Source organism: Chitinophaga sp. 9-1-y, from assembly GCF_059511905.2.
The window spans coordinates 1,653,578-1,672,488 of record NZ_CM197955.1; the positions used below are offsets into that span (position 1 = coordinate 1,653,578).

An 18,911-nucleotide genomic window follows, 5' to 3' on the forward strand; every position below is an offset into this window, starting at 1 on the left:
TTTTAATTTATTTGATTTCCGTTTTTATTTACTGTAATCGGCATTTTGTGACAGGTTCGGATTAATGAAAAACTCCCTGGATGGAATGGGCATCAATACATGTGTAATGGGTTGTCCGAATGATTGCAGCCAGGAATTCATTTTACCAAAGCGTTGCATATCGCTCCATCTGAGTCTTTCTCCGATGAACTCTCTTCTTCTTTCCTGTTCAATAGTAGCGAGGAAAGCGGCCGGGCTGGCAAAGTCGCTGTTATTAGCAGTGCTGGCTTTCCTTGCGGTGCGTAACTGGTTATATGCCGTAACATCAACTACGCCTTTGCGGGCATTTGCTTCTGCCACGATAAGAAATGCTTCACTATAGCGGCATACCGGGTAGGAGGGCGTGAGTTCCGATGGGAATTTGTTCAGGAAGTAAACGGTATCTGCCAGAGAACTGCCTTTGGCGCGAACAAAGTAGTTCCTGCGGGTATCTGTTGGGTCGTATGATTTTACCAGGTTGCTGTCGGCCCAGGTAGTGCCGGAACCTGCCAGCCCGCTACCTCCCTGTCCGTACAAATTGGGCAGGCCATAGAACGTGCTGGTGCTGGTTTCATTGATTTTGTAAACGGCTTCGGCGCTGTTTACAGCCGATTTGAAAATATCGCCAAAATTGGATTGCAGGCTGAACTTCCCGGAGTTAATCACTGCGTTAGCCATCAACAAGGCGTTGTCGTAACTGCCCTGGTTCAGGTAATACCTGGCGAGCAGCAGTTGTGCGCCTTGTTTGGAACCGCTTACCGGGCTTGTATAGGCGGGTAGTTGATCGATTGCTTTTTTAAGATCCGCTTCAATCAGCTGATTTACTTCCGTTACCGGGTTGCGGGGAGGGCGGCTCCTGGGATCTTCGCCACCGTATACGATAACTACATCACCAAAGCTTTCGGTGAGGAGCATATAGGAGTATGCACGCAGGAGGTAGGCTTCGCCGAGGGCCGCGCTAATGCTGCTGTCGCCGGGAAACTGTACCGCATATTGTATGGCCATATTGGCATTGGCAATGCATTGGTAAGGTTGTTTATAAACGGGTACCAGGGCGTTGTCATTAGAAGGGATGTTATTGCTTTCATACGGGATGAAACCCACCGACTGAAAATCATCGCTCATAATATCCTGCAGCCCGTAGTAGGCATAAAATGCATTGTTGTTGGTGAGGGCCAGCTTGGCGCCATTGATCACCAGTGGCAGGTTATTTTTGTTGATTTGTGAAAAGGCAATCTTTGTATTAGGGACTACTTCACCCAGTTGCTTGCTGCAGGCAGATAAGCCGATGATGCAGGTAGCCGCGATATGTAATAAAGTATGTTGTTTCATGTGGTGGCGTATTAAAATGAAAGATCTATACCAATAACAGCGGAACGAGGATTGGGCACGTTGGTGCTAACAACGCCGTTGTTCGCAGCGGCTTCGGGGTCAAACCCGATATATTTGGTGATCGTGAATACATTCTGTGCAGATGCGTAGATGCGTGCCCGTGTAATTTTAGCTTTCGACAGTAAAGTTGTTGGCAACTCATAGCTTACGCTAAGATTGCGCAGGCGTACGTAAGAGGCGTCATATATGAATTGGGTGGAGGGCCGGGAGTTCCAGTCGGTGGTTTGTCCGGCGCCGTGTGGGCCTGTAATCGCTCTCGGTACATCCGTGATATCGCCTTTTTGCTTCCAGCGTTTGTTGATGATATCAAATTTATTAGGCATTACACCATAGGCGTCTAAACTATAGTTGCGAAGTGTTTGCTCATAGAAGTCATATACTTTGTTGCCTACCACGTAGTTGAATAAAGCGGATACCGTGATTTTTTTGTAAGACAGGGTAATATTGGTGCCCCCGGTGAATTTGGGTAGTGCCACCGGGATGGTGATCAGATCATTGCTATCCCATTTACCATCTTTGTTTTGATCTTTATACATCATATCACCGGTTTGAGGATCTACGCCTAATGATTCATATACCTGTACAGACCCCACTGATTGCCCTACTTTGGCTTTGGTTTGCGGGCCACCAAAAACAAAGGCGCCGTAGTTGGTGAGGGAGTCTTTTAATGACACGAGTATATTCCGGTTGATGTTCATATTGGTTTCCACTTTCCAGGAGAAGGCGGCGCTGGCGCGGCTGCTCACCGCCAGTTCCAGGTCTACTCCATAGTTGCGGATGGTGCCAATGTTATCGGGAATACTGCCTGCGCCATAGATATAGGAAACATTGTTGCTACTCAGTAAACCATCGGTGGTTTTATTGTAGTAGTCGGCCGTAAAAGTAACCCGGTTGTTGAGCAGGGCTACATCTACTCCTGCATCTGCCTGTTTGGTGCGCTCCCAGCGTATACCAGGGTTACCAATGATGGTGCCGAGTATAAGGGCGGAATTACCCATATAGGAGGTAGCATTGAGCAGGTTTTGTGCATCAAAGTATTGCAGTGGGCGGATGTTACCACTCATGCCGTAGCTGCTGCGGATCTTTAACTGGTTGATGAAACGGTTGCCGGCCAGGAAGTTTTCACGGGCGATATCCCATCCGCCGGAAATGGAAGGAAACCAGGCGTAGCGGTATTGGCCACTTAACTTGGAAGAACCATCGCGGCGGATAGAGGCATTGAGCAGGTATTTACCCTCCCAGTCGAAACCGGTGCGCAGGAAATAGGCGTCAGATACTTCTTTGTTGTTGATGTTATTGCTGCCAATACTAAATGGGCTGCCGTAAGTGGCGCCGGATCCGCCGCCCGTAATACCATCTACTTTCGGGAAGCCATTGAGATCATAACCGAAACTATTCATTTCATTGCTATAGAAGGTATAACCCAGGGTAGAATTGATACCCAGGTGGTGAATTCTTTTCGTATAGGTGAAATAGTTATCGAAGTTATAAGAGAAATTATCCACGCCCAGGTTTTTGAAGACACCATTGTTGAAGGCGCCGAGGTAGCCGGAGGCAGGATAGAAGGTAATGGCGAGATCATTAAATTTGGTAGCGTTGAAAGAGGAACGGAAAGAAAGACCCTCTAACAATTTTACGTCGGCAGACAGGCTACCCAGGTACACGTTGTTTTTATCTTTGTTGTTGTTATCCCTCATCACGCCCAATGGATGTTGCTGCTGGCCTACATAGTAACCCAGTGAGCCGTCCGGGTTGAGCACCGGATCTTCCGGGGTATCAGGCCGGGCGTTGAATGCAGATACTAAAGGGAAGCTGATATTTTTTCTGACAGATTGTGTAATGTTGATGTTACCATTCACTTTAAGCCAGTTGTTGATTTGTTGGGTGAGGTCCAGGCGACCGGTATATCTTTCAAAGGTACCGGCACCCATGCTGGCTGCTTCGGAATAGCGGCCAAGGGACATGTAATAATTATTTTTATCACTGCCGCCGCTCATACTGGCCTGCATATTATTGACAGGTGCATTTTTATTTTTGATACGCTCCAACCAGTCGGTGCTGCGATTAGCCATCTGCAAGCCATTCAGCTGGTTTTGCAGCGTTGTTTTTTCATTTTTTAGCTGGCTGATTCTGGCAGGGGGAAGGCCGTCCGGGTTGGCCAGTAATGCATCAATATCGCCTATCCGGTTGTTGCGGGAATCGTTGAAGGCAGATTTATATTCATCCGTATTGAGCATATGCCGGGAGGTTGGCACATTGTTTACCCCCGTGTACATGTTGACGTTTAAAGTGGGTCTGCTGTTCAGTTTTCCTTTTTTGGTAGTGACAATAATCACACCAGAGGAACCCCTGGCGCCGTATATCGCCGCAGATGCCGCATCTTTGAGAACCTCTATGGATTCAATATCCTGCGGATTAATGTTATTGATAGAGATGGTGTTACCGTCTACAATCAATCCATCAATCACAATGAGGGGATTGGTACCGGTAGTGTTTACCGATTGTGCGCCCCGGATGAGGATATTGGGAGTACCGCCCGGGCTTCCGTCTTTGGATGCCACAAATACACCGGCTACTCTGCCCGTCAGCGCTTTTCCGAAATCGCTGGCAATGTTTTTTTCCGGCGATAAAGCATCGGCTTTTACCGTGGAAATAGAAGTAGTCACCTTGGATTTTTGCTGCGTACCATAGCCTACTACAACAGCATCCACCAGGCTGATGGCCCTCATTTGCATCAGTACAGGGCCGGCCTTTACGAGGCTGGCAGCTACCACTACATTTTCAAAACCAATAGAAGTGATTTGCAGTTGTGCGTTGGCGGGCACGTTGAGCTCAAATTCTCCTTTGTCGTTGGTGGTAGCTCCTTTGGATGCACCAATTACTTTTACCGTGGCTCCGGGCACCGGCTGGTGGGATACCGCGTCCTTCACGGTTCCTTTTAATACCTGTTGTGCATATACAGACATGCCCGACATGCATAGGAGGATAAATAAAAATGACTTTCTCATACAATAGTTGGTTGATTTTTACGATATGTGAACGGTCCCGAACAAGAATGAAAATCCAAAGTACTTATCCTGTTATTTAATTTCCCAGATAATGGACATACCCGGCAGCAGAAAGTACATTCCGACTTTTTACATGGATGAAATAATTTTAACGCCATAGCGCTGAAATATGCGTGAAATAGCCACAGGTAAGTACTTTTAGGGGCTTTGTGAGTACGAACGGGCATTAAACAGGTACGAAAAAAATAAGCGCCTATTTATGCTGAAACGGTGGTGGTAAATATTATCTTCAATGTTGTAAGTGTATATGCGACACAATAAAACATACCGCTATTTTGCCCACCTGGCTGTTTGGATGGCCCTCCTACTGCTATATATATACCCACAGATAAAGGGTGCGTTGGCGAATGCGCATTTGTTGAAATGGACCAGTGTAAAATACCTGCTGTATGGCTGTATTAATTTCCAGTTGTTTTACCTGCTGGTGTTTGTGCTCCTGCCTACGGTAGTAAGAAAGCGGCAGTACACCCGGATGGCATTATATACCATTGCATCGATCCTGGGTTTTTCTGTTATTAAATATCTTATTGGTTATTTTCTTTTTCCCGATATCGTATTGTTCCGGGCTATTCCACTGAGAATGCTTTCCATGAACGCGCCACTGCCGAAGCCCATGACCTTTATGCAGTATTTGCCCCTGACCATACAACTAGGCACTGGGGTAGCGCTACTGGCCTATGGTTACCGGCTCTTCCTGGAATGGCGAAATGCCGCGCCGGGCGACCGGCTACTGGCTACTACCGCTGCCCAGGCACGGCGCCGGTATGAACGCATGCAGGAAGGATCCAGGCAGTTATTGTATAACCTGCAACAACTGGGACCGCTGTTGGAAAATCCTCAAACCCGCGAAAAGAAAGGGACACAGGCGATGTTGCTATTGTCGGATCTGCTGAGATATATGTTGTATGATAAGGCAATGGAGCAGGATAAAGTGAGTTTGAAAAAAGAATTGTTGAATTTTGAACGATACATCACACTACGTAATCTTTGTAGCGCTACGCAGTCCATTACCCTGGACATAACCGGTGAAGAACCGGCAGGATTGGTGGATGCATCGCGCCTGCAATACCTGGTGGACAGAAAGTTAAAGGAACTGCAGGATGTTCCCGGTAGCCTGTTGATTAGGCTTGATATTGAGCGGGAAGTGATAACGATGTTGGTGACAGGAGAAAATACCGGTTTGGTTTCCCAGGATAAAATAATCAGATGGCCCGCAAATGAGTAATGTCCGTAAACATATCGTTGAGTTTTTTGCCTTACTGCTGGTATGGATGCTGTTGGTATACGGACTGAATGCCATCACCCTGGTGAAACGTACCCCGCTGATAATGCATAGCTTCCATATTAATTATGGCTTATTTGGTATACTCAACTTCCTGGTATGTTATGTATATCTGCGTTGGGTGGTACCTCCTTTCCTGCAACATAATAATTGGGGTCACCTGCTGATGGCGGTATTGCCATTAATGGTTGGCAGCATTGTACTGAAATATGTGATAGCGGATACCTTTTTCCGGGATACGATCTTAAATGGAGGCTACCATTATGTTAATAAGGAAAAGGTACAGCTGTACCAATCTTTCGGGACCTACTTCGTGAATGGTTTGTGGAGTGGTGTTATTATCCTGCTGGCAGCATTCGCTTATTGCTTTTTTATTTTATGGTTACAGGAAGATAAACGAAGAGCTACTTTACAACAACAGCAACAACAAGCGGAATCAGGTTTTCTGAAGATGCAGTTAAATTCTCATTTCCTGATCAACAGTCTTAACAGCATTTATTCGCTGGCACTCATGGATTCACCGGAAGTGATTACTGCGCATAAAACCCTTACTGATTTGCTGGCCTATATGGTCAATCAATCGTCCGATATTTCATACCGTGCTCCTATAGGAGAAGAGGTGCGTTATCTGCAGGACTTTGTAACTTTACAACGCATACGTACCGGCTGCAAAGAAGGGGTGGTATTTGACTTCCCGGAAGCATTGCCAGATAAGATAGTTGCCCCTTTATTGCTCGTACCTTTCGTAGAAAATGCATTTAAGCATGGTGTGAGTAACCGCCCGGATAAACCGGTTACCATTACCCTGATGGGCGACCCGCAGCAACTGGTATTCCGGGTGCATAACCATGTATTAGGGCAACAGCGTGATAAAACAGGGGGTATTGGGTTAGATAATGTGCGTAAGCGTTTACAGTTGATTTATCCCGGCAAACATACGCTGGAGGTGGTAGATCAGAAAGATGAATATTATAGTAACTTAGTGATTAACTGGTAATGATATGGCAGTAAAGTGTATCGTGGTAGACGATGAGCCTTTGGCAGCGCAGGTAATGGTTTCCTTTATCAATAAAACGCCGGATCTGCAGTTGGTAAAAACATTTTTGCATCCGCAGGAAGCATTGCTTTTTCTAAAGCAGGAAAAAATAGACCTGGTATTCCTGGATATACAAATGCAGGAGCTCAGCGGCATAGAGTTTATGCAACTGGCGCCAGCGGGAATACAGATCGTCATTGTATCTGCCTATGATGAATATGCCGTAGAAAGCTTCGACCGGGAAGCGGTAGATTATCTCCTGAAGCCAGTATCTTTTGAACGTTTTGCCAGGGCTGTGCAACGGGTACAAGCCAAAGTTACGCCTGCTATTTCACAACCTGCCGGCACGGATTATATTTTTGTGCGCACCGATAAACGTATTGTCCGCGTAGATGTAAAAGACATTCTTTTCGTGGAAGCATTGCGTAATTATGTTGCCATTCAAACTACCCAACAGAAAATTCTTACGCTGCAAAACCTTCGTAGCTTTGAAGAAATCCTGGCGCCCTTCCGGTTTTTCAGGGTACATAAATCTTATATCATCTCCCTGGATAAAATAGATAGCATAGAACGACAACGTATTTTTACAGGAACTTATAATGTTCCTATCGGAGACGCCTATATGAAACAGTTTATGGAGGTGATTAATATGCCGAGGTAAAAGGTAAGTTTTTTGAAATTTAGAATCATTATATAAGTTTTTATCGAAAGAGGAAGATGCAGCAGGAAAACTGTTTGTAAGGAAGGTGATGGAGGTGATCAATTCTATCCAGTTGGAAGAATAGGTTGTTAAAATGATGAAACCCTGTATTATACAGGGTTTCATCAGCATCTAACTTTTCTTACTTTTCCGCCTCATGAATCGCTCTCACCGTTTTTATGATTGCATCTGGTGTAACTGAAATACTGTCAATGCCTTGTTGTACCAGGAATTTTGTGAACTCCGGAAAATCGGATGGTCCTTGTCCGCAGATACCTACTTTTACTTTCTGTTGTTTTGCTACTTTGATCAAATGCGCAATGAGCCGTTGTACTGCCGGGTTTAGCTCATTATAAAGATTGGCCACCAGGGAGGAATCCCTGTCGAGACCAAGTGTGAGCTGCGTCAGATCATTTGATCCTATCGAGAATCCATCAATGAAAGCGGAAAATTCTTCCGCCATCATAATATTGGAGGGGAGTTCTGCCATCAGGTATACTTCCAATCCGTTGTCGCCGCGGCGCAATCCAAATTCTTCCATGGTTGCCAGTACCAGTTGGAGTTCTTCTACGGTGCGACAGAAAGGAATCATCACTACTACATTTTTGAGCCCCATGGTTTGTCTTACTTTGAGCAGGGCTTTACATTCCAGTTCAAAGGCAGGTTTGTATTGCGGGGAATAATAGCGGGACGCGCCTCTCCAGCCGATCATGGGATTTTCTTCTGTTGGCTCAAAGTATTTACCACCCAGGAGATTGAAGTATTCGTTGCTTTTGAAATCGGAGAAGCGCACGATTACTTTTTCCGGGTAAAATGCCGAGGCAATTTTTCCCACGCCGTAGGCCAGTTTGTTGACGAAGTAGTCTGTTTCGTTATCGTGGCCTTGTATCAGTTGGGCGATACTGGCAGAGAGCTCTGCATCGTGCAGTTCTTTATGCTTTAGTAACGCCAGCGGGTGTACTTTGATGTAGTTGTTGATAATGAATTCTTCCCTGGCAAGACCCACGCCTTTGTTAGGCAGATGTGCAAACTGGAAGGCCATAGAAGGAGAGCCAACGTTGAGCATCAGCGGTGTGCGTATAGCGGGGAGTTTGGTGAGATCCAGTTGTTCTTCCCGGAACGGCAACCGTCCTTCGTATACGATGCCTTCACTGCCTTGTGCGCAGCAGACAGTGATTTCCTGGCCATCATTTAATTTTTCGGTGGCGTCGCCGCAACCAACGATAGCTGGGATGCCCATTTCACGCGCCACGATGGCAGCATGACAGGTACGTCCGCCTTTATTGGTTACAATAGCGGAAGCCATTTTCATGATCGGTTCCCAGTCGGGGTCGGTCATGTCGGTAACCAGTACATCGCCGGGTTTGAATTCACTACCGGTAATTAAGCGGTTGTCGAGGGAAAAGAGAATATTCACTTTACCGGCAGCAATTTTATCGCCTACGGCAATACCTTTTAATAATTGTTTAGCGGTGTCGGTATGATCAATCGAATAGGAGGTGATCAGGCTATGATCTTTCCGGGAGTGAATGGTTTCCGGGCGAGCCTGTACAATGTACAATTCATTGGTGAGACCGTCCACAGCCCATTCTATGTCCATCGGGCACCAGCGGCCTTTTTTATCGGAGTAGTAAGTTTCAATGCTGCGTACCCAGGTAGCCAGTTGCATGATTTGTGCATCACTTAAGCAAAAGTGTTGCTGTTGCTTTTTTTCTACCGGTATAATTTTCGTTCTTTCATCACTGCTTTCTCCGTACACCATTTTCTTGTCTTTCACGCCCAGCTTTTTTTCTATGATGGGTGTATAGCCGGCTTGCATGCAAGGTTTGAATACGATGAATTCATCGGGAGATACGGCGCCCTGTACCACCATTTCACCTAATCCGAAAGAGCCGTTGATGACTACTACATCTTTGAACCCGGATTCGGTATCTAGGGAGAAGGCTACGCCGGAAGCACCGAGATCGGAGCGGACCATTTTTTGTACACAAACAGACAAGCCTATACTAAAATGATCATAGCCGAAGTTCGCCCGGTAGCTGATGGCGCGGTCGGTAAAGAGAGACGCGAAACAGTTTCTTACGGCATCAATTAATGCGGCAGGACCTCTAACGTTGAGGAAGGTTTCCTGTTGCCCGGCGAAGGAGGCGTCCGGGAGGTCTTCGGCGGTGGCGGAAGATCTTACGGCAACATCCGTTTGTTCCTGCCCGTATTCCTGTGATAATTCATGATAGGCGGCAATGATGTGGTCGCTCAGTTCGTGAGGGAACCGGGTGTTGCTGATGGCTTGTCTTATTTTTTGCCCAGCTCTGCGCAGGGTAAGGATATCGTTAAAGTCGACCGTGGCTACCTGTTCGGCGATAAATTTTTCCAGCCCGCTTTGTTTCATAAATTCATAATAGGCGGTAGTGGTAATCGCAAATCCATCGGGTACGGCTACACCCATTTTGTCGAGGTTGGCAATCATTTCTCCCAGCGAGGCAGATTTCCCGCCTACCAGGGCAATAGCATCCATGCCCACCGCTTTTAGCGGCAGTACAATACTTTCTCTCATATAAAAATGAGTTTAATGAATAAAAAATATGGAAGGATGATGTATGTCTTCCAAACGTGGTTTGATTCTGTAACGGCAAATTATGCCATGTAGAGGTGTAACGACGACAAGCCGGAGAAAAGCGAAAAGAAAACTAAAAAAATTGGTTGCCACAGATTTTTTTTCCTAAATCCGTGACAGTTCCCCTATTTTTGATAAAAATACGCGCATGAGTTTCATACCTGACCAGATTGATATGTGTATAATGGACATATTGCAGGAAGACGCCAGAACAACCAATAAAGAGATTGCTTCCAGGTTAGGTAAGTCAGTTACTTCCATTTTTGAAAGAGTAAAACGACTGGAAGCAGAAGGGTATATATTACGCTATATAGCTGTACTGAACAGGAATAAGTTGGGTAAAAACCTCGTGGCCTATACCAGCGTAACGCTGAAAGAGCATGGCCATGATCGGCTGCTGGCCTTCGAGCATTCCATCAACTCTTTCCCCGAAGTGATGGAATGTTATAAGATGAACGGACAGTTTGACTACCTGCTGAAAGTACTGGTGGCAGATATGGAAGCCTATGAGCAGTTTAACCTCAGTAAATTATCCAAGCTGGAGAATATCTACAAGATCCGCAGCCTGTTTGTTTTAGCAGAGTCCAAGTTTGAAGTAGATCTAAACCTGACGACGAGCATGCAAACAAAATTGCAGCATAAAAATAAATAAATTTAAAAAGTGGGGACGCTGATGAAGCGTCCCTTTTTATGTCTACCGGTTTCCCAACACCGGAAATTCAGAAATCCGTAATCGGGTGCAGCCATAGGGAATGAGTGTTATTTCCTCTTCTTTAGCCTCGCTTTCCATACCATACGAAATATTAGGAATAGGCCCGCTCATGTCATTATACAATTGCCAGGAAGGGATTCTTTTGGCGGTTGTTTTTATGGAGATGGGCACCTGTTTGGAGGACCATGGATCCACGGGTATTACTGCGGCTTTTTCTATTTTATATTGACCATGACCCGGGCCATTCATCAGGCCATAGTTCCAGGGTGTTGTGGGGCGTATTTCCGTGTAGGTTTCACCGTATTCGGCCGGATCTGTTGTATTGTTGATGACTTGTTCTGCTTCGCCGATTTGCAAGGCATAGGTGAGCGGGCCGCGTTCAACTGACAGGGAGTTTTCCTGCCAGGTTTGCTGATACAGGTGCATGGGGAGTTCCAGGGTCAGGACATCACCGGGTGACCATTCCCGCGCAATCCTCACTACCTGGTTGCCGGTAGCTTCCTGCCATATCTTGCCATTTATTTTGATGATGCCTTTGTTGCACCAGGCGGGTATGCGCAGGTGGAAAGGAAAGTTTATTTTTTTCGGGCTGCTGAGGGTGAACCGGATACTTTCTTCGAAGGGATAGTTGGTTTCTTCTTTGAAGGTAACCGGTATTTGTGCGCCCACATACACTTTTACTTCACTGGGTGCGTACAGCAGAGCCGCCACTCCACTGTCGGTGGTGGCATACCATAAGTTTTGTGTGAATTTGGGCCAGCCCTGGTGCATGTTGGACGTACAGCAGGGGTAACCGGTGAGTAGTCCATAACAGAGGTCTGTGCCGCTGTGATTCACATCGAAGTTGCGGATATGACGGGTAGCCATTACCTGGTTGGCCTGTTGGAAGTACTGGTGGGTCATAAAGTCGGCCGATATTTGCGTAGGCAACGCATTGAACGCAATTTTTTCCAGCTGATCGGCATAGCTCACGTCTCCACTTATTTCGAGGATACTTTCCAGTGTAAACATCATTTCCACGGCAGTGCAAAGTTCTGCGCCCTGGGTAGGGTTGTTGCCATGCAATGCTTCATCACCGCCATAGAGGCCCTGTGCTGTGCCATTGAACCGGCGCAGGTCTTCCAATCCTTTACGGGTGGCTTCTATATATAGTTGATCTGGTTGCTGCTGATAGTAGATCATTGGCTCTTTCATGCCCTGGGCAAGGTTTACACCATGGATGCTGCCTGTGGTAGACAGGAGGGAGGTATGCAGAAATGCGTTGGTATAGTCAAATGTCTGATGGTGTAACAGCGTGGCCAGATCCAGCAGGGAAGCATCTCCCGTGATATTATAAAGCCAGTACACTACCATGAGGTTATCGCCGGCCCGGTAACGCGCCCAGAAGGTCCAGTGGTCCAGTGGGTGTTGCGGGAGTTCTTTTAACTGGTAGTGGAAGTAATTTGTGAGCAGGCGAATAATACGGGGATCGGCGGTGGCTTCATAGTATTGTTTCAATACTTTCAGCATCACCATTTTAGGCCACCAGTCCCGGCTATTGTCTCTTTGGATGCCAGGTTCCGCGGGATAGTCTTTGGCCGGTCCGAAATAGCCGTCTGGTTGCTGACTTTTAACGGACCATTCCACCCAGGGCTTTACTTTGGCAATAAGGGCGGTGTCTTTCAGGATATAGGCCAGTGGAAGCAGGCCGTCTATCCAGTAGGGACCCCGTTCCCATTGATCGCCATCGCCGCCCAGCCAACCATTGCGTGGGCCCATTACCTGTGGATATAGCTGATCCAGTTGCCCGGTGGCGCCATTTTTTTGTTGTACCAACAGATGGAGCAGCCAGCCTTTGGGCGTGATAGCGCCCAGGGGAAGTGCCAGGTAGGGCCTGGGTGCCAGTGGAGAGCGGTTCGGGTGATAAGAAGGCACAGGGGTAGTACTTTTTTTCCCCTGTGCCAGGGTGGCTAAGGAAAGACCCAGCCATAGCGTGGAAATAATAGCAACGAATTTCATGAACGGTCAGCGCAATTTTTCCTGGCTAATTTATCCGTAATACGGATCGGCTGTTATCCCAAATGACTCATTGTTTCGATAAAACGTATCAAAAATGGGTATTCCCGTGGTACATGATAAAAAGAAGCCGATTTACGTATAGGTGTCGTTGTTAGGGCTTGCGGTTTATCAGCCGGTTGGTACGCCCGGGTTGCTTCACCAGGTCGAAGGCATCAAAAACTTCCCCGGTGGCCAGGCAGGAGCGGAACGACAAGGTATCGTTATCAATCGTGATCAGGCTGTATAGCTGAATATCGCCGGTAACTACATCGGTCCATTCGATGGTGTTGTCATACTCATACATTTTGGATCCGCTTACGGTCACCAGGTACATGGTGCCTCCCGGCGCCACCTTTTGCATGCCCCTGCCATAAGCGTGGTCATGTCCCTGTAATACAATATCCACTTTGTATTGATCGAAGAGTGGTTTGAACCAGGTTTTTACCGCTTTGTTATCGCGTCCTTTTTTAGTGGAAAACACCGGGTGGTGCATGGTGATACAGGTCCATTTGCAGGGATTATTTTTCAGCACGTTTTCCAGCCACGCGGTTTGGCGGCGTATTTGTGTTTCGCTGGTGGCATCTTCCATCATCATGGTATTGAGTGAAATGAAACGTACGTTTTGGATATCTGTATAATATACACTGCCATCGAGGTATTCATCTCCTGTGCCATTGGCCGGCAGGCCAAACTGTTCTTTCCAGTACACTGATAAATGTGGTTGGTCATTTTCATGGGTGTATTCATGGTTGCCGGGTGTAACGATAGCAGGGATGCTGCCATGAATATAGCCACCTGCTTCAAACCATTGGCCCCATTCTTCATCGCTGTTGGCGCGGTTTACCAGGTCGCCGGCATGAATAATCAGCTGTGCATCGGGTAATTGCGCATAGGCTTTGCGGATCACACGGCTCCAGAAGGGGCGGATGCCTACCTGGGCATCTCCGAGGTAGATAAAAGACAAACGGCTGCTATCGGTGGCGGCTGTACGAAAAGTCATCCATTCACTCCAGCCGGTGTCGTTGCCCACGCGGTAAGTATAAGTTGTGGCCGGCTGCAGTTGTTGCAGGGTAACCCGGTGATGGGCAGCGGTTACCTGTTCAAACCGGAAGCTGCGGGCATCAGCAGCTATACGGGTGGCGTTGGTGGCAAAAGACGGATGTGCATCTGCCACAGCATATTCCGCAAAATGCCCGCCGGCAGCATTGGCCGTACGCCAGTTCAGGGTTACCGATGTAGCCGGTTTATCCGTTACCGTTAGTATAATACGATCGGGGGTATTGCTTGCCGGATAAGCCAGTGGTGCCGGTTCTCCGGGAACGGCGGCCGACTGTAGCAACGCTGCACCACCCGCAAACGGGAGCAGGCTGCCGGCTTTGAGAAAGTTGCCGAGGAATTTTCTTCGCTTCATCTGTTGCATAGTAAAGTGTTGTTGGAATTAGAAAGGTCCACGCTTTCATCATGGTATCAGGACATACAAATATAACCGGGGCATGTTATGCCATTGTTAAGGGATTTTATACGTAAGTTTGAAGGAAAAAAATGCGCCTGGTATTCTTATTGTTTGGCATCTTGTTTATTAGCACCGCCCACGCACAAACCACTCCTTTCTCCATTGGCGAGGTACAGCAGCTTCGTTCCAATGAACTTAACGAAACACGTACACTGAATATCTATCTCCCGGAGGGATATCAGCAAAATACCCAACAACAGTACCCGGTGATCTACCTGCTGGATGGATCGGCTAACGAAGACTTTGTGCATATTACAGGGCTGGTACAGTTCTTAACAATGATACAACAAATGCCACCTACCATCGTGGTGGGTATCGCCAATGTAGATCGTAAGCGGGACTTCACTTTTCCTACCACCATTGAAGCAGATAAAAAAGCATATCCTAGCACGGGACATGCCGCGCCGTTTATCCGTTTCCTGGAAAAGGAGCTACAGCCTTATGTAAAGCAGCATTTCCGGACCAATGATACTACTACCTTGATCGGACAATCATTAGGCGGATTACTAGCAACTACGGTGCTGGCTGAACGCCCGCAGTTGTTCAGCAGGTATGTGATTATTAGTCCCAGTTTGTGGTGGGATAATGAATCGCTACTCACTAAAATAAAACCTCCTTTTGCCAATGCGCAGATTTTCATTGCCGTGGGTACAGAAGGCAAGCAGATGGAAGATGATGCAAAAGCCCTGGCAGCAAAGCTACAGGCAGAAAAAGCGGCAGTAACGTTTGTACCTATGCCGGCGGAAGATCACCTCACTATTTTGCATAACGCTACATATAAAGCGCTACAGGTATTGAATACGCCGAAAAAGTAAGCGTTAATGTTTTTTGATAGGTTTTTCTCCTTTTATAACAGGGCAGCCAATAGCTGGTCGGACATTCATCGTAATGTTCCCCAGGTTCATTTCATTTTCTGCATGCCGGTTGATGATGGTAATTTCTTTATTAAAAAAACCGACAGAGGAAAATACCAGTGTGATGGTATCTTGTTCGGGAAGGTGTTGGAGTTGAAAGTCTCCGTTGCCACCGGATAGAACGCCGATGCGGGTACCTTTTACCATGATAGTGGTGGCCGGCAGTCCTTCTATCTTACCAGTAGCGTTGTTTACAATCTGAACAGTACCTTTTACCATAAAGGTATCTGTTGTTGCGGCGTACAGCAGTGGAGCGGCCTTTGCGGGTACCAGGGATAACCACCCTGCCGTCAGGGACAAACCGGTCCCGTACAAAATTTTTTTAAAGGGTAGGGTGTTTTCTTTCATTGCTGGTACAGTATCGGAATGTTTATAGTAAGGGGATGATGACTAAATATACCTTTTTTAAATCACAATGGAGGGATACGCGGGTGCGAACGTTGTCTTATTAATCCGGAGATTTTTTAAACCTCCCATAAATGCCTAATTTCGGTGCATTGAATAAAACCTGCTTATATGAAACTTTACACGGCCGTAGCATTACCGGTATTTCTCCTGACCCTAACCACCCAGGACCTTTACAGCAAAGACAAACCTGTAACGGAATATACCGCCCCAAAACCTCAAACACGCATATCTTTTGGCAGTGGTATTGACCTGATCGTAAAAGGTTTGGGTTTGAATATCGACAATATCCGCTTTATCAAGGCGCCCAAAGCCAGCGACTATTTTAAAAAGGCCAACGACAAAGCACCTTATGCGGAGTCGCTCATCATTGCCGGTAATAACGGTATTGAATCTGGTCGCAATTTAAATCCCGAAGCACCTGCTACCAGGGAGCAATTTGCACTGGCACTGCACGAGGCCATTCAGCATACCGGCCCATACCCGGAAAACATGATGTGGATAGTAGTAAAAGATGAAAAGTCTTTTTCAGGGAACAGCCTCAATGCCGTTCAATCTCTTGTTAAATCTAAAGTAGTAACGCTGGAAAACGGTCATTTCCGTCCTAAAGCATTTATCACCAAAGCAGAAGCGGCAGCCATGGTAAAAAAAGCAGCAGACTTTATCAATACCATAAAAGCACATGCCGGTGACTTACCCGCCACCGATGGTACCATTAGCTTTACCACTACACCAGTGAATGACCATGTGAACAGTGTGGTACTGTCTGCCGGACAAAAGTCAACCGGTGGCTACGTGTTACAGGTAACCCGCATTGATTTTACCGCAGATCATGAGGCGATTATTCATTATAAACTTACCGCGCCGGCTCCCGGTAGTATGAATATACAGGTGATTACCGAGCCTAAAACGGAAACGTTTGTGGGAAGTGAGTATAGAGTAAGCCTGAAGGCAGATTAATTTTTTCTTTTAGCATAGCCTACAGCCGGCGTCTCAAAACTATTTGAGGCGCCGGCTGCATTATTATACATAAAGGGAAAATTTAGATTGATTTTTTGATTAAAAGACGAGTTTCCAATAAGTGCTCAACTTTAACACACTAAAACAGCATCCATCGGCTATTTACCAGCCTAACGGTATTTTCTGTATAAATCGACCCTCTTTTTTATTAAATTAGCACCAGACTAATGGAGGAATATTGGATAGTACCAGGTTTCATATTGATACAACAACACTTGTTAATATAGCGGAAGGTGATGGGGACGCATTCAGGCAATTGTTCTTTGCGGTGCTGCCATGGCTGACTCCCTATGTGAAGAAAGTAATACGGGACCCCGATAGCGTGGAAGAGGTAATACAGGAAACATTTATCCGTATCTGGATCAGCAGGGACAAATTACCTGGCATTGAAAACCTCCGGGCATGGATTATGCGCGTGGCCAGCAATGAATGCTTTACCTGGTTTCATAAGCAGGCAGCCGCCCGTATGACGATGGCCCTTCATGATGCTTTGCCGGAAGCAACAACTAACCAGGTGGAAGAACTGGTGGCCAGCAGAGAAACCCTTCATCTCATCAAACAAGCAATAGCACTGCTTCCTCCCCAACGCCGGAAAATATACCTGATGAGCAGGGAACAAGGCCTCAAAACACAGGAAATAGCAGATCAACTACAGTTGTCGCAGAGTTATGTGAAAAATACTTTAAGCGCCGCACTCAATAATATCAGGCAGTTTTTGCAGGCAGCGGGGAAGTCAATTCCGTTCCTGTAAGCAATCTTCCCCATTAACTTTCGCCGGGCCCCCTGTTCTTAGCTAGCACTTTCCCGGTTTCCCCAAAAAAATATTTTTTATTCGATAGGTACCATTTCCCTTTTTTTCATTCTTATCTATATAACGCTGTTATAGCGTGCCTGTAATTCTATCTATTAGTTTTGAAAACCATATATGCAAGAGCGAATATTCTTTTTGATAAAAAAGAGTCAGGATACAGTGCTCACAGAGGACGAAGAAAAAGAACTGCATGCGTTCTTTTTAAATGAAGCTAACCGTGAAGTCTTTGACCTGGAAATGCAAAAAAATACGGATGCTCTCATTGGGGAAGGAGTGGATCCACAACAGTGGGAACCGGTATTGCAGCGGGTATTAAGTGCTGATGGACCCGCCACCGGCAGGGTAATACCAATAGATCCGGCTCCTGGAAAGGGCTTCGGTACTTGGTGGAAATATGCTGCTGCTGTTGCCGTAATGGTGGTAGCAGGAGGCTTTTGGCTGAATAGGCAGCAGCGGGTATCAACGGTGAAGCAACCAGTGGCAACGATTGTGCCGGCTGCTGGTAAACCCATTCTGCGGATGAGCAATGGTAAAACAATTGTGCTGTCTGATGCCAGCAATGGCATAGTGTCCCAACAAGGCGGTATGAGTATTGTGAAACTGGATAGTGGACTGCTGGCCTTCAGAGGAACGGCAAATAGCAGTGAGCAGGTGCTCAATACGTTGATCACACCGAAGGGCAGACAATACAGTATTATTCTTCCGGATGGTACGAAAGTATGGTTGAATGCTATGAGCGAGCTTACATTCCCTTCTGCTTTCAGCAGCCAGGAGAGAACCGTAACACTATCGGGAGAAGCTTACTTTGAAATAGCAGGTGCGGCCGATCATCCATTTGTTGTAAACTCCAGGAACCAACGGGTGCAGGTATTGGGTACGAGCTTCAACATCAGCGGTTATGAAGAGGAAACAATGATCAGTACCACGCTGATTACAGGAAAGGTGAAGGTAAGTGCTGGTGATAAATCAGCCGTACTGCTACCAGGTCAGCAATTACAACATAACAGGAACAGCTGGCAAGTGTTGCAAAGTGCTGACACCGATGCGGCCATGGCCTGGAAAAATGGTTACTTTTCTTTTAATAAAGCAAATATTGACGCCGTCATGCGGCAGCTTGAAAGGTGGTATGATATAAATATTGTTATTGAAACTAAAACCAAATCACATCAGTTCGTAGGAGAAATACCCAGGAGCGTAACATTGGAGCAAGCCATGGGTATTTTAAAACATAGTGGAATTAATTATACCATCAAAGGGAGAACGGTAACCATCACTGACTAGGAAATCAAAGCCGACACACAGCGATATTGTTACAACCAGCACTAAATCGTATACCAACCAAAATAGCATCAACCAAAAATCAACCATTTGTTATTATGAAAAAAAACA

Annotated in this window: 14 protein-coding genes; 8 read left to right on the forward strand and 6 right to left on the reverse strand. The window is 46.5% G+C overall.

The window, feature by feature from the left end; translation table 11 throughout:
* Window positions 1–24 precede the first annotated feature (24 nt).
* Entirely contained in the window at window positions 25–1,350 is a 1,326-nt protein-coding gene (locus tag AC5ZC7_RS06555; RefSeq protein ID WP_496160391.1) for a RagB/SusD family nutrient uptake outer membrane protein, read from the reverse strand.
* An 11-nt stretch (window positions 1,351–1,361) separates the two neighbouring features.
* Window positions 1,362–4,418, reverse strand: coding sequence for a SusC/RagA family TonB-linked outer membrane protein (locus tag AC5ZC7_RS06560; RefSeq protein WP_496160390.1), 3,057 nt, complete (start codon window positions 4,416–4,418; stop codon window positions 1,362–1,364).
* Between the two features lie 307 nt (window positions 4,419–4,725).
* On the opposite strand from AC5ZC7_RS06560, the gene AC5ZC7_RS06565 reads away from it, so the two are divergent.
* From AC5ZC7_RS06565 to AC5ZC7_RS06575, 3 genes are read left to right on the forward strand one after another with little or no spacing between them, the layout of a single operon-like run.
* Window positions 4,726–5,703: a LytS family sensor histidine kinase gene (locus tag AC5ZC7_RS06565; protein ID WP_496160389.1), complete on the forward strand. Its 978-nt coding sequence runs from the start codon at window positions 4,726–4,728 to the stop codon at window positions 5,701–5,703.
* Entirely contained in the window at window positions 5,696–6,757 is a 1,062-nt protein-coding gene (locus AC5ZC7_RS06570; protein ID WP_496160388.1) for a histidine kinase, read from the forward strand. The genes AC5ZC7_RS06565 and AC5ZC7_RS06570 overlap by 8 nt, the downstream gene beginning before the upstream one ends.
* Window positions 6,758–6,761: 4 nt before the next feature.
* Window positions 6,762–7,457, forward strand: a complete 696-nt coding sequence (locus tag AC5ZC7_RS06575; protein ID WP_496160387.1) for a LytTR family transcriptional regulator DNA-binding domain-containing protein — start codon at window positions 6,762–6,764, stop codon at window positions 7,455–7,457.
* A gap of 181 nt (window positions 7,458–7,638) precedes the next feature.
* Here AC5ZC7_RS06575 and ppsA read toward each other — a convergent pair whose 3' ends face one another.
* Window positions 7,639–10,050: a phosphoenolpyruvate synthase gene (ppsA, locus tag AC5ZC7_RS06580; protein ID WP_496160386.1), complete on the reverse strand. Its 2,412-nt coding sequence runs from the start codon at window positions 10,048–10,050 to the stop codon at window positions 7,639–7,641.
* 208 nt (window positions 10,051–10,258) lie between these two features.
* On the opposite strand from ppsA, the gene AC5ZC7_RS06585 reads away from it, so the two are divergent.
* Entirely contained in the window at window positions 10,259–10,762 is a 504-nt protein-coding gene (locus AC5ZC7_RS06585; RefSeq protein ID WP_496160385.1) for an Lrp/AsnC ligand binding domain-containing protein, read from the forward strand.
* A gap of 42 nt (window positions 10,763–10,804) precedes the next feature.
* On the opposite strand, the gene AC5ZC7_RS06590 is transcribed toward AC5ZC7_RS06585, so the two are convergent.
* Together AC5ZC7_RS06590 and AC5ZC7_RS06595 are read right to left on the reverse strand one after the other, a co-directional pair.
* Complete coding sequence (locus AC5ZC7_RS06590; protein WP_496160384.1) at window positions 10,805–12,820, reverse strand: beta-L-arabinofuranosidase domain-containing protein; 2,016 nt, start codon at window positions 12,818–12,820, stop codon at window positions 10,805–10,807.
* Between the two features lie 151 nt (window positions 12,821–12,971).
* On the reverse strand, window positions 12,972–14,270 hold the full coding sequence (locus AC5ZC7_RS06595) for a fibronectin type III domain-containing protein (protein WP_496160383.1): 1,299 nt from the start codon (window positions 14,268–14,270) through the stop codon (window positions 12,972–12,974).
* 131 nt (window positions 14,271–14,401) lie between these two features.
* On the opposite strand from AC5ZC7_RS06595, the gene AC5ZC7_RS06600 reads away from it, so the two are divergent.
* Entirely contained in the window at window positions 14,402–15,187 is a 786-nt protein-coding gene (locus tag AC5ZC7_RS06600; RefSeq protein WP_496160382.1) for a YqiA/YcfP family alpha/beta fold hydrolase, read from the forward strand.
* Window positions 15,188–15,190: 3 nt separating this feature from the next.
* Here AC5ZC7_RS06600 and AC5ZC7_RS06605 read toward each other — a convergent pair whose 3' ends face one another.
* On the reverse strand, window positions 15,191–15,634 hold the full coding sequence (locus tag AC5ZC7_RS06605) for a carboxypeptidase-like regulatory domain-containing protein (protein WP_496160381.1): 444 nt from the start codon (window positions 15,632–15,634) through the stop codon (window positions 15,191–15,193).
* Between the two features lie 168 nt (window positions 15,635–15,802).
* Here AC5ZC7_RS06605 and AC5ZC7_RS06610 point away from each other — a divergent pair, with 168 nt between their 5' ends.
* The 3 genes from AC5ZC7_RS06610 to AC5ZC7_RS06620 all read left to right on the forward strand — a co-directional run bounded on the left by AC5ZC7_RS06610 (window position 15,803) and on the right by AC5ZC7_RS06620 (window position 18,803).
* Window positions 15,803–16,651, forward strand: a complete 849-nt coding sequence (locus AC5ZC7_RS06610) for a protease complex subunit PrcB family protein (RefSeq protein WP_496160380.1) — start codon at window positions 15,803–15,805, stop codon at window positions 16,649–16,651.
* Between the two features lie 238 nt (window positions 16,652–16,889).
* The gene (locus AC5ZC7_RS06615) at window positions 16,890–17,462 is read left to right on the forward strand and encodes a sigma-70 family RNA polymerase sigma factor (RefSeq protein ID WP_496160379.1); all 573 of its coding nucleotides are present in this window, start codon (window positions 16,890–16,892) and stop codon (window positions 17,460–17,462) included.
* A gap of 219 nt (window positions 17,463–17,681) precedes the next feature.
* Window positions 17,682–18,803: a FecR domain-containing protein gene (locus AC5ZC7_RS06620; protein WP_496160378.1), complete on the forward strand. Its 1,122-nt coding sequence runs from the start codon at window positions 17,682–17,684 to the stop codon at window positions 18,801–18,803.
* Window positions 18,804–18,911 lie beyond the last annotated feature (108 nt).